At 44.5% G+C, this 12968-nt stretch carries 10 protein-coding genes; 6 read left to right on the top strand and 4 right to left on the bottom strand.

Translation table 11 applies throughout. The features are described 5' to 3' along the window. Positions 1–139: 139 nt before the first annotated feature. Both SPIBUDDY_RS01695 and SPIBUDDY_RS15580 read left to right on the top strand, forming a co-directional pair. Positions 140–1639: a response regulator gene (locus SPIBUDDY_RS01695; protein WP_013606029.1), complete on the top strand. Its 1500-nt coding sequence runs from the start codon at positions 140–142 to the stop codon at positions 1637–1639. Continuing rightward, positions 1632–3428 (top strand): sensor histidine kinase, encoded by a 1797-nt coding sequence (locus tag SPIBUDDY_RS15580; protein ID WP_013606028.1) that lies wholly within the window; start codon positions 1632–1634, stop codon positions 3426–3428. Before SPIBUDDY_RS01695 ends, SPIBUDDY_RS15580 begins: the two co-directional genes overlap by 8 nt. 339 nt (positions 3429–3767) lie before the next feature. Here the strand turns inward: SPIBUDDY_RS15580 and SPIBUDDY_RS01685 are convergent, their stop codons facing one another. Further along, on the bottom strand, positions 3768–4940 hold the full coding sequence (locus tag SPIBUDDY_RS01685; protein WP_041380489.1) for an ATP-binding protein: 1173 nt from the start codon (positions 4938–4940) through the stop codon (positions 3768–3770). A gap of 197 nt (positions 4941–5137) precedes the next feature. Here SPIBUDDY_RS01685 and SPIBUDDY_RS01680 point away from each other — a divergent pair, with 197 nt between their 5' ends. Then, positions 5138–5809: a D-lyxose/D-mannose family sugar isomerase gene (locus SPIBUDDY_RS01680; protein ID WP_013606026.1), complete on the top strand. Its 672-nt coding sequence runs from the start codon at positions 5138–5140 to the stop codon at positions 5807–5809. Positions 5810–5893: 84 nt separating this feature from the next. Here the strand turns inward: SPIBUDDY_RS01680 and SPIBUDDY_RS01675 are convergent, their stop codons facing one another. From SPIBUDDY_RS01675 to SPIBUDDY_RS01665, 3 genes are all read right to left on the bottom strand, one after another. After that, on the bottom strand, positions 5894–6892 hold the full coding sequence (locus tag SPIBUDDY_RS01675) for an ABC transporter permease (RefSeq protein ID WP_013606025.1): 999 nt from the start codon (positions 6890–6892) through the stop codon (positions 5894–5896). Positions 6893–6914: 22 nt separating this feature from the next. Beyond that, positions 6915–8414, bottom strand: coding sequence for a sugar ABC transporter ATP-binding protein (locus SPIBUDDY_RS01670; RefSeq protein ID WP_013606024.1), 1500 nt, complete (start codon positions 8412–8414; stop codon positions 6915–6917). 89 nt (positions 8415–8503) lie between these two features. Further along, on the bottom strand, positions 8504–9439 hold the full coding sequence (locus tag SPIBUDDY_RS01665) for a sugar ABC transporter substrate-binding protein (RefSeq protein WP_013606023.1): 936 nt from the start codon (positions 9437–9439) through the stop codon (positions 8504–8506). Between the two features lie 199 nt (positions 9440–9638). On the opposite strand from SPIBUDDY_RS01665, the gene SPIBUDDY_RS01660 reads away from it, so the two are divergent. Genes SPIBUDDY_RS01660 through SPIBUDDY_RS01650 form a run of 3 tightly spaced genes read left to right on the top strand, consistent with a single transcriptional unit; the run spans position 9639 to position 12965 of the window. Next, positions 9639–10943, top strand: a complete 1305-nt coding sequence (locus SPIBUDDY_RS01660; protein ID WP_013606022.1) for a sensor histidine kinase — start codon at positions 9639–9641, stop codon at positions 10941–10943. Then, on the top strand, positions 10940–11623 hold the full coding sequence (locus tag SPIBUDDY_RS01655; RefSeq protein ID WP_013606021.1) for a response regulator: 684 nt from the start codon (positions 10940–10942) through the stop codon (positions 11621–11623). The genes SPIBUDDY_RS01660 and SPIBUDDY_RS01655 overlap by 4 nt, the downstream gene beginning before the upstream one ends. After that, on the top strand, positions 11616–12965 hold the full coding sequence (locus tag SPIBUDDY_RS01650) for an ABC transporter substrate-binding protein (protein WP_013606020.1): 1350 nt from the start codon (positions 11616–11618) through the stop codon (positions 12963–12965). The genes SPIBUDDY_RS01655 and SPIBUDDY_RS01650 overlap by 8 nt, the downstream gene beginning before the upstream one ends. Positions 12966–12968 lie beyond the last annotated feature (3 nt).

The following is a 12968-nucleotide window of genomic DNA, read 5'->3' as shown; positions in this document are numbered from 1 at the left end:
TCCTCCTCTTGGATGGTTTCCATCCTTCCTTTTGAAATACATTGACAGTATAGGGGGTAATCTTTTACCGAAATACTCCAAGAAATGTACTATAATCTTGAATATCTTCAGATTTGCCTAACCATCAGGGGAGTACAGCATGTATTCAGTTGCTATTGTCGATGATGAGCGAATGACCCGGGAAAGTATATCCAGCCATATCGATTGGACAAAGCTACAGATGCATATTGCGTTTACTGCAACAGATGGTATAGATGCCCTGCACAAGTTTGCTGAGCATCCCATTGATATTCTTATTACCGATATTCGTATGCCGCATATGAATGGAATCGAATTGGCTATGCATGTACGAGCGAAACACCCTGCATGCAAGATTCTCTTTCTCAGTGGATATACGGATAAGGAATATCTCAAATCGGCAATTACGTTAAAGGTCGAGCAATATATTGAGAAACCCATCGATATTGCCGAACTTACCGCAGCATTGCAGGCTATCGGAGCACACCTTGCTGCAGAGCACATGCATCAAATCACCTCGCCGCTGTTCCCAACTGCCTTGGTGCAAGCATCACGGTTGGTAAAACAGGAAATCGCAAAGGAGTTGGTACTTCCTGCAAATGGAGGGTATCACTATGTACACTCACGCTATTATCCTCTCTATTTCGACTGGAAAGAGCAGGATACCTATCAAGTCTTTTGCATCTATGCGCATGCATCGATGCCGATTCTCGATGAATTGTATGTCTGTACTGAGGAACTTGAAGCCGATGGGCTTGTCTCAGACTTCATGGCTACGAACGTCAACAATCATGGTATTGCATTGATCACCCATCAAACCATTGACCCGACTTTCCCCAAAACGCTCCATGAGAAGATACAAAAGCTTGGAGAACAAGGCATTTCCGTTGGATATAGTCACCCGATTACATCGATTCATAGTATCCCAGAGTCCTGGGATAGAGCACAAACTCAATGTTCAATGTGGTTTTATGTAGGGAAAGCAAGCCTGCTGGGGCCTGATGTAAACCTGCAAATGACAGAGTTTCTTGTAGAACAAGCTCTCCCAGCTTTGAACTTCTCCTGTGTACAAGCAATGTTCTGCACCCTCTTTGAAAATCCTCCCAAGGACCTAAAAGCAGCGAGGAAGTATCTCTACGCCCTTTACCTAAAAATGATGGAGTTGACTATCAATGACAATCGCATGAACTTTTCTGATTTCGCAGAGTATTCGCTGATGGAACTTCGCGAACTAATTCTTTATGGCATGCATGTGTTCGGCACGTTGGGAAGCGATACCTACGATCCAAAAATAAAGGATGCAATTCACTACATTTTATGGCATTACACAGATAAGAACCTTTCCATCAAGGTATTGGCTGAGCATACCGGCTTATCGCAAAATTATTTATGCTCGTTGTTCAAGCAACACACGGGTACCACTATCAACAATGTCTTGATCGATGTCCGCATCGAGAAAACAAAGAAATTACTCCGTACAACAGATTTGAAAATGTATGAGATTACTCAAAAAGTAGGTATGGCTGACCCAAATTACCTGAGTAGCCTTTTTAAAAGTCACGTAGGAGTTACCCCCAGCCAATATCGAGACTATGAGGTAAAGGGGTTACCCTATGCATAAGCCGATTCGCTTTGCCACCCGACTCAGTATCGCCTTCATGCTGTTGCTGCTCATCCCCCTGCTTGGAATCACGTTCCTGAACTATCGGAATTTTCGGAGGACAACACTCTCTCAGACACTTGATCTGAACGAACGTTCCCTGAAACAGACTTCGGCTTACCTCAATTATACATTGTCTTCGCTCAACAACATCATTGACACCCTGAGTTTTGATGAGACAATCCAATCAGTGCTAAAAACAGAATCCCTGTACGACCGAGCAATGGAAGGCAATTGGTTTCTCCAACGAACTGATGTTCTTAACATAATCTATAATCCCTATACCACAAACGAGTTGCAGTCAGTGAGAGTCTACCCATTGGAAGGCCCATCGCGCTTCAGCCAGACTGAGAGTTACAAACAACTTGGTAAAGAGGGCCAACAAGCATGGAATGAGCGCATCCAGACACTTGAGCTGTTCAAGATGATTCTCATCCCTTCCTCATTATTCACTGGTGAGCATCCTACTACCATCTCCCTGGTTAAAAGGGTTCCCGATTTCAATAGTATCAATAAATTCATAGGAATGATTAAAGGCGATATACCTCAGCAGGTATTTCAAGCAATTGTGGGACAAACAGCCGCCACAAAGGGTTCCACCACGGTGCTATTCAATTCCTATGGCGAGGTAATCGCCCATGTAGGGGATGATACACTGAAGGATGTAGATAGTATTACTCAATTGCTTATTATGAATAACATTACCCTTGATGGTTCGCTTACTTCCATACGTATCGGAGAAGAATCATTCTTTATTGGAGGAAACCATGTAGACTTTTCAGATTGGCAACTTGTATGTCTGATCCCGGAAAATCAGGTTCTATCAGCTGCAACTGCCTATCGAAGTCAAATGTTCTGGATGGTATTCGCTCTCTTTGTAGCTACCGTTCCGCTTTCGTTCTACACAACCAAAACGGTAACCAACCGTATCCGTAAATTGCAGCATCATATCGGGCAATCACAGGAGAAGGGGTTTGATATTGTGCCACTTGAAAATGGCACTGATGAGATTGGTGAATTGACTATAGCCTACGACACCATGGCAGGCAACTTGCGAGATTTACTTGAGGAGCAATTTCAACAAGGGTATCAGATAAAAAACTTGGAGTTCAAAGTACTGCAGTCCACCATCGATCCACATTTCTTGTACAATACCCTTGACCTTATGAGCTGGAAAGCCTTGCAGAAGCATGACACAGAATCAGCAAACCTCGCAAAAGCCTTGAGTAAATTCTATAAATTGAGTTTAGGACATGGCCAAACAATAGTACCTTTAGGATGTGAACTTGAGCATGTCCGCACGTATGTGGATATTCAGAATATGCGATTCGATGGGAAAATCACGCTTTCAATTATGGTGCCCGCAGAGCTTCAAGACCACATGGTTTTTAAAATAATGCTCCAACCAATTGTTGAAAATGCAATTCTCCACGGGATACGAGAGCGGGAGGATGAAACCGGAACCATCTGGATTCGGGCAAACAAGCGAGAGGAATCTCTCACTATCACTGTTGCTGATAATGGAGTTGGAATGCTGCCAAGCCAGATGGAAACATTGCTAACCCTCAGCGATGAGCATACAGGGTATGGGGTGTGGAACATCCATGAAAGAATTCGTCTCGCACATGGAGACTCTTATGGACTTAGGTTCTACAGTAAGCCCAATAAAGGAACAGTGGTTTCGATTGTACTGCCATTATTTCCTGAGATACGGTCTGCTAGTCCCGATTGTACACCCAATGAAATGTGAGTCTTGCTCTGACATTTTTCAAATAGTTCAACTGCTGCGAGTCCCCATCAATTTGCAACCAATCAAGTTCTTGCCTAAAGACAGACCTTCCGTAACGGCACCAAATCGGACCAGCTGTATCCAGAAATATCCTGGTAAAACTTTCGATATGGACAGCATTATACGGTGAGGAAGGCAATACCCTCCCTCCTGGTTTCTGTATCTGGCCACCACCACCGCTACGGATAAATCATGGGCAATAGTAAGATTCTGTACATCCAGAACATACATGAAAAATAAGAATACCGGTACGGTATTACAGGATGTAACTTGCTTCAATTCTTGTTTCAGTGTTGGCGATTACATTATCTTATTGTTCCAAAGAAGCTCTAGGAAATACCTCCAAGGCATAATCTCAATGCCGTTATCCAGTTTTCTAGGTCGCTCTTCATTACAAACCAAGATGTACCGTTTACAGATGCTTTCATCCATGAGAGCTCTCAAGCCCCGATAATCTCTTGAGTCAGCTTTTCTAGTCGTTTTCACCTCTATAGCCACAGCATCACCAAGAACGAAATCCACTTCGAATCCACTAGTTGTCCTCCAGTAACTCAGTACTTCCTTTCTTTGGCAATAGTCGAGGTAGGCACGTAGTTCCATAAACAAGTAGTGTTCAAACATTTTCCCATACTCACTTTGGGTTTCAGCAGGAACAGGTGAGTTTTGTAGCAGTCTTGCAACACCAAGATCAAAGAAGTAAAACTTCGGGAGTCCGAACGTTTTTCGCTTGGATGCCTTGGTAAAGGCTGCCAGCTCGTACCCAATGAGCGTAGCTACCAATATTTGGTACCAACCTGCGACAGTTTGCCTGGATACCCCGACATCGTTGGCAATATTGGTAAAATTGAGGATTTCTGTATTTGACACTGCAGCAACTTTAAGAAACCGTGTAAATTCAGGAAGTTTCCTTGTTACCCCTTCAGCATGAATTTCCTCATTGAGATATAGTGAAATATAATCACTCAACTCTTGTTCAGGGTCGTCAGAACAATAAGCTGAGGGCAGCAATCCTGACTTGAATATTCTTTCCAACCGAATACCATCATTTTGAATTTCTGGAAAGACGAAAGGGTGCATGGTAATTGACCCCGCTCTTCCTCCCAAAAGATTCACCGCAGCTGAGCACAGTTTCCTTGCACGAGAACCGGTCAGTAGGAATGTAAGATTCCGGTCCTCTATGAGAAGGTGTATTTCTTCCAATAATTTCGGGGCCTTCTGGATTTCATCAATCACGATAAGACAGTCATGCAAATCCCGTGCTTCAATCTCTTCCTTGAGCAATCCAGGATCAGCTAAGGCTCTCAAGCGAAGTCTTCCATCCAACAGGTTCCAACTTAGTTTAACCATATCCTGCAATTCATGACGAATGTAGGTAGTCTTTCCTGTCATCCTTGGTCCCAACAAAAACTGTGATTTTCGTTCCAGTTTCTCTCTTATCTGCAGAATTCGTTTGACATACGCTTTATCTCTCATCGTCTCAACTTCCATATGGTAGTAATTTTCATGATATTCGCTATTACTATTTAACATATTTCATGATATTCGCTATTTCTGTTTACGTCAATGGAAATCTTACCACCTATAGCAATCAGCGATCACACAAGTAATTCTTGAGCCCGAGTGCAAGGAGCGCTATGATAAAGACATAATCATTGCGAGGGAGAATTCTCATGAAACGATCAGAGATAAACCGCCTCATTGACGAAGCCATAGTCTTTATTGAAAGCCATGGATTCAAGATGCCGCCATTTGCCTACTGGACACCAGAAATCTGGCAAAACATGAAAGCAACCAGTCAGGAAATCAAAGACAACATGTTAGGTTGGGATATCACCGACTTCGGGTGCAATGACTTTTCGCACCGAGGTTTGGTAGTGCTCACCATTCGCAATGGCAACCAGCATGACAAAGCAAACTACCCTAAACCCTATGCAGAAAAACTGCTGATCGCGGATGAGGACCAAGAGACTCCCATTCATTTTCATTGGTCCAAAATGGAAGATATCATCAACCGCGGCGGCGGGGATCTGGTCGTAGAACTCTGGAACTCTGATGCGCAGGAAAACAAGCTCGACACACCGGTCCAGGTTAGCATCGATGGGACTCGACATACATTCAATGCAGGGCAGAGCATTATCCTTGTGCCAGGGCAGAGCATTACCCTCGTGCAGGGCATGTACCATCGATTCTACGGCAAGAAAGGCAAAGGCAAGGTCCTTATCGGCGAAGTCAGTGCAGTCAATGATGACAACATAGACAACCGCTTTTATGAAAACCTTCCTCGATTCCCACAGATCGAAGAGGATGAGCAACCCAGGTATATGCTGATTACCGAGTATTGAATAAGGCAAGAGAGCAGAAAAAACAGGTTCGTTGGAACCTGTTTTTTCATGGTAAGCCTTCTGCTCTCCAATATTCTTTCTCGCTTACTTGCCTTTCCCTTTCTTCAGGAAGTCTACATAGACAGCAATCAGAATTACCACACCCTTAACGATGTATTGCCAAAAGGAATTAATCCCAAGAAGATTGAGACCGTTGCTTAATACCCCGATGATCAGAGCTCCGATGACCGTACCGCCAATCTTGCCAACACCACCGCTCATACTCGTCCCACCAAGAACAACTGCCGCAATTGCATCCATTTCAGCACCTTGGCCTGCAGTGGGCTGACCGCTGAACATACGCGAAGCAAGCACGATACCAGCAATGGCGCTCATGAGACCACTGAACAAATACGCGAAGAAAAGCACCCTACTGTTCTTGATGCCACTGAATCGTGCAGCAATGGGATTGCCTCCCACTGCATAGATATGCCGCCCCAACTTCGATTTTGACATGATGAGAACTGAGATGATGACGATAATCACCAAGTAAATAATCGGCATCGGAATATCACCGACATATCCCGAACCAATAAAATTGAAGGAATCAGACATGACGCGAATCGGCTGCCCTCCTGTATAGACATAGGAAGCACCACGGGCAATATTCATAGTTGAAAGTGTCACAATGAAGGGAGGGATGGTAGTTTTTGAGATCAGAAAGCCATTGAAGGCACCAACGACCATCCCGGACAGAAGGCCACAAACAACGGCAACCCACAACGGAAGCCCTTCAAATGCGATAAAACCACCGGTAATAACCCCGCTCAAAGCCACAGTAGAACCCACAGAAAGGTCAATCCCGCCTAGGATGATAACTATGGTCATTGCACACGCTATATATAAATTGGTGGCAACCTGTCGCAACACATTTAGGATATTATTCTTGGAAAGAAATACAGGGGATAGGAAAGAAAGCAGAACGCAGAGAACAAGCAGCCCGATGAGAATACCCAAATTTTCTTTTCCAAATGTGAAAATTGGATTGTTCCCTAGCTGCAGTGTATGCTTTTTTGATACCTCATTGGTGGTATTCGTTTTCATAGTGTAGTGTCCCCCTTATCGCTCAGGTTGTAGCAAATTGCGTGGCATAGTACATAATTTTTTCCTGCGTAAGCCCCTCTCGGGACAGGCAGCCGGTTATCCTTCCGTTGCTCATAACGACAACACGGTCGCTCATATTGATAACCTCAGGCAGCTCAGAAGAGATCATGATAATGGCAACACCCTCTTTCACCAACTCATTCATGATCGAGTAAATCTCGGCTTTAGCCCCAACATCCACACCCCTTGTGGGCTCATCAAGAATGAGAATCCGGGGTTTGGTTGCTAGCCAGCGTCCGATTACCACCTTTTGCTGGTTACCACCAGATAAGTTTCCCACGGTCTGCTGATAAGAAGGTGTCTTGATTTCCATCGTATCAACGTATTTCTTGGTAATCTCCATCTCACGGGCATTATTAACATGAATACCGTGTATGAACTCACCAAGTGATTTAATCGTAATATTATACTTAACTGATTGAGCAAGAAACAAAGCTTCTTTCTTCCTGCTCTCAGGAACCAAAGCAATTCCTTTGCGCATTGCTTCTTCAGGGTTGTTAATCGTAACTGCAGAACCACTTAGCAGAATCTGACCGCTCTCATAGGGATCGACTCCAAAGATGCACCGCATAACCTCGCTTCGACCGGCTCCCACCAAACCAGCAAACCCAAGAATTTCACCACTGAACAAATGAAACGATATATCCTTCAATAACTTACCAGATGATAGATCCTTAACCTCCAAAACCTTCTCTGAAGGATTCCCAAAGGTACGAGTATAATAGTTGGTGAGCTTGCGACCAACCATCATGGCAATCAATTCATCGGTGGTCGCCTCTTCTGAATTCCTGGTTCCAATATATTCTCCATCACGAATGACCGTAATTTTATCAGCAATCTGCTTAAGCTCACTCATCCTATGAGAGATGTAGATAATTCCAACCTGGGCTTTCTTGAGCTTGCGGATATTGTCGAAGAGAAAATCCACATCCTTTTCAGAAAGGGAGGAGGTTGGTTCGTCCATAACCAGAATTTTTGCATTGAATGAAAGAGCTTTGATAATCTCAACAATTTGCTGCTGAGCAATGGTCAAGTCACTGACTTCCGTTTCACTTCTGATATCCAGTTCGAAGGAGTCCAGCAGTTTCTGGGCATCCTCCTGCATTTTCCTAAAATCAACAAAGCGGGCGCCCTTCATGGGCTCCCTACCGAGATAAATATTCTCAGCAACACTCATATGGGGAACGAGAACCAATTCCTGGTGAATAACACTGATTCCCAATTTTTGTGCGTCAAGTACGGAGTTGATGGAGACCGATTTCCCGTCAATGACAATATCACCTGAGTCTTTGCTATAAATACCACCCAAGATTTTAATCAGCGTGGATTTGCCTGCTCCATTTTCCCCAAGCAGTGCATGGACTTCACCAGCACGCAGTTGCAGGGAAACATCCTTGAGAGCAAGCACTCCGGGAAATTCTTTGCGGATGTGATTCATTTCCAACAGAATTTGTTCACTCACCCTGAATCATCCTCCTACAAGAGTTGTAGAAAGGAGCCGAGTCGTGTTGTGGCTCGGCCCCCAATGAACTGCTTTACAGTATACACTGCTTATTGCCAGCCGTCAGTACCATACTTCGCTACGTTGTCCTTGTTGATCATGAAGGTCTGAACAGGGATGCGCTTCTCATACGCCTCACCCTTGAGGACCTGATAAGCCAACTTGACCGATTCAACACCAATGCTGATCGGGCTCTGGGCACCGGATCCAACAAACTGACTGCCACTTGCAATCTCTGCTTTTGCTTCAGGAGAACCATCAACACCGTAAATCAGAATGTTGGTTCGGTTAGCAGCTTTACAAGCAGCAAGAGCGCCGAGAGCGGTCGGGTCATTGCCACCCATGATGGCGATGATGTCGGTATGGGCCTGAAGAATGTCGTCGGTGATCTTCATAGAGGTCGGGAGGTCACCCTTTGCATCCTGCTGGGCTACAATCTTGAAATTCTTGCCCTTGATGGCTTCCATGAAACCAGCAATGCGATCATTGATGGAGTTCATCGTCGGGGAGTCGAGAACGACAATGTTTCCACCGTTGGGATAACGTTTGACCAAATCAACACCACAGACATATCCAGCGTTGAAGTTGTCAGAACCTGCATATGCAGTTACATAATCCATATCCTTTACTTCCGTGTCGAAGTTAATGATGGGAATACCTGCATTTTTCAATGCTACAAGAGCGGGGCGAATACCTTCCCAGTCAACAGGATTGAGGAAGATTGCATCGATACCCTGAGTGATCAGGTCTTCAATCTGGTTGATCTGCTTGGCAACATCCATGGCAGGATCCATGGTTATCAATTTGTCGCCATTTGCCTCAACCTTCTCACGGATGGACTTCTCAAGAATAATGAAGAACGGGTTGTTCATTGTCATGCAGGTATAACCGAAGGTGTACCCACTTTTTGCTTCCTTGGAGCCCTGAGCGAATACCGATCCAAATGCGAGGATCAGAATCAAACTCACCATCAGTACTTTTTTCATAATTCCTCCTATTACTATGCGAAAAAATGATTGGATAGAATGGTACCGAATCCTATCTATGTACTTATTTTAGAGTGGTATATTTTGTGATGCAAATACTTTATTGTCATTAGAAAAATGACATTTGTCACAATTCTGATGATAGAAAAACAAAAGCGTTACCACAAAAGTCATGATACACTGACTAGAACGAAAAACTATGGATAAACCGATTTCTTACGTCTACAACATCATTCTAATTCTCAATCTCGTAATCATCGGATTGTTATCGATGGTGATGTATCAAACCACCTACCTTATCTGTGATACAGACCAGGCGCGGATTTTTCTTGAACAAGCACGCTATCTTCCCCATGTACCTTGGCATGTACCTGTCTATGCAATCGGCAGCTTCTTTCTGCTTGCCTTATCCAGCTTTTTCAAACGCTACCTCGCCGAGTCTCATTCCTTGCTATCCTTCCTGCTCTTCGTCCTGGATATTTTCATTGCTTTCTTCATTGCCTACAATATCAACTTTTCCTACAAAGGCTTGTTTCTCTTCATAGGAGTCGGAGCTTTCTTCTTCATGGGCAACCTCCGGCATCGATATCTTGGGATTATCTTGGCAATGCTTGGGTATATTTTCAGCGATTATGACATTATCTCGGTACGATTGAATCTGGTCTCCTTACAGGACTACATCAGTTTCTACAGTCCGAGTACCCAAATTCCCCTATACAGCTTACGCAGCACCCTGGAATCCTTGAATCTCATGATGGTCATTCTCTTCTTCCAACTCTTCATCCAGAGCAAAGTGAGAGAAAACAAGGAGTTCATCAAGGTAAATAACGAACTGGCTGACAAGTTGCACCAACTTGAGATTTTGCAAGTAAAACTTGAGGAATCAGCACGGCTTAAGGAACGCAATCGACTAGCCCATGAAATCCACGATATTCTCGGACATTCGCTGACCAGTATCTCTATCGGTCTTGAGGCTTGCCTTGAACTTTCGAGAGAAGCGGCAGGAGAACTCTATAGGCGTCTTTCAAAAATCAAGCGAGTGACAGACAAGGGACTCAATGAAATACGACGTTCGGTGCGAGAGCTTAAGAGTGATTCAATCGAGAAATCTTCCTTACTCAGTGCCGTTCAGGAACTCATCAACGATGCAAATGGTTTAGGAGACCGTATTGTAAGCTTTTCCATCCATGGCAATGTGATTGACTTGGATGAGGATGAGGAACAGACAGTATATCGCTTGGTACAGGAAAGCCTGACCAATTCCCTCAGACACTCCGGGGGGGCCGATATTGAAGTTGTTTTCTCCTATGCTACACACCTGCTGAATGTTATCATCTCCGATTCCGGCAAGGGATGCCATTCCATCCATAAGCACTTCGGATTAGAGCATATTGAGGAGCAAATGGCATTGTTGGGAGGAACCGTAACATTTGAAACCGCCGAGGGTAAAGGATTCAAGACCAAAGCTACCATTCCACTTCGAAAAGGAGGATTCCCGTCATGATCAGTGTATTAATAGCGGATGATCAGGAGCTCATCAGGGAGAGCTTGGAAATCATCATTAGCATCGACCCTCAATTTCGAATTGTAGGAGCTGCAAAAGATGGCCGGGAAGTGGTCGAAATGGCCAAGACTTTACGTCCCGATGTAATTCTCATGGACATCCGGATGCCTGAAATCAATGGTCTGGAATGTGTGAAAATCATCAAACAGAAGGACAACACGATCAAGATCATCATGCTCACTACCTTCGACGACGACCAGTATGTATACGAGGCAGTCAAATACGGAGCGGATGGATTCCTACTCAAAGGGATATCAAAACATGACCTGCTTTCCAGCATCGCAACCGTACATGCAGGGGGAACGATTGTCGACCCACATACTGCACAAAAGATATTCAGCCTTTTCAGCCGCCTGGCAACCACTCCCTTCCGCTCGATGCAGGAACCGGATGAAACCTTCAAGGCACTAACAGCCCAGGAATTGAGAATTATGCAACTCATCGGGAAAGGGCTGTCCAACAAGGAAATCATGACAGAAGTCAATTTCTCAGAGGGAACAGTTCGTAATTATATCAGCAACATCCTGAAGAAATTGGACTTGCGTGACCGTACCCAGATAGCCATCTTGGCCATCCAATCCGGTCTCATGCTCAAGAATCTGGAGAATATCGATGCCTGAATCCACGCCGAACAAGCATTTGCTACTTTTCTTCCTGCTTCCTCTCCTTATCCTGTTAACGTCACTGGCAATTGGAATCGGAGTATATCGGCAAAAGACAGTTGTTATTGAGTTGTCCCTCTACTCCGGCAACAGCTGGGGAGTCCCCCAGAACTTCGCGTATGCAATATATGACAAGGCTGTTGAATTATTTGAGCAACAGTACGCAGACAAAGGTTATCGGGTGAACCTTCGCACTGGCATGATGTATAAGGATTATTCGGAATGGTTCGCTCAACAAGTGCTCAAAGGTAAAGAACCTGACCTCTTTCTGATAATTGAGGAAGATTTCACCACCTTTGCAGCAATCGGGCTTTTAGAGGAGCTCGACCCATATATCAAGAAAAGCGACCTCTCCAAGGATGCGTTTTTCAGCAACGCCCTCGAAGCAGGTCAATATCAAGGTTCTCAATATGCACTACCTATCGGTATTGTTCCCTCATTTCTCATCTACAATATTGATCTCCTGGACTCATTGAATCTGGATATCAATCTGCAGAATTGGACGTGGGACCAGTTCTATCATCTTTGTAGCCAGATTACCAGCGATTTGAATGGGGATAGCATACTCGACCGGTTCGGGGTGGAAGGCTACGACTGGCACCAAGCTTTCTATACCAATGACAATGTCCTGTTCAATGAGAAAAGCTCCCAAGCAGGTTTCAATCCTCAATTCATGGCTGAGATGATTGATTTTTTAAAAAAGATGCATGCCCTGAACCAAGGAATGGTGATTAGGGAGGGGATGTTTGAGATGGGGAGAGTAGGATTCAAGACTTTCAATCTCTCTGAATTCCGTGTCTATGGTTCGTACCCCTATCGCATCCTCAGATATGGAGATTTCGATTGGAAAGCGATTCCCTTCCCGCATGGTCCGAATGGCAGCAGCAAATCCAAGCTCTATACCGTTCAACTAGGCATGAGCTCGCGATCCCGCCATAAGGATGTTGCATTTGAATTCCTGCGCTTCATTTCCAGTGACGAGGAATTCCAGTACCAGATCTGGGAATATTCCAACATGCTTCCGGTAAACCGAGAGGCTTTCGACCGAATCTATCATTCAGGTATTATGCAGCGTGATGGTATGCGTCCTCTAGACAGAGACTTCATTGAATCAGTAATTGCTGATTCCTATATCGACCCCGATTTTAAAAAGTATCCGGTGATCGACGACTATATTACCCAGAGAATTTTCAAGATTATCGCCCAGGATGAGGATATTCATGCTGGAATCGGTGATTTGCGTCAGCTTATCAACGACCTGCTTCAAGAGAATACAACAGTACAAAGTGTAAGCAGGTGATGC

This window comes from Sphaerochaeta globosa str. Buddy, from assembly GCF_000190435.1.
Taxonomy (GTDB): Bacteria; Spirochaetota; Spirochaetia; order Sphaerochaetales; family Sphaerochaetaceae; genus Sphaerochaeta; species Sphaerochaeta globosa.
This window is presented reverse-complemented; position numbering and strand designations above follow the sequence as displayed.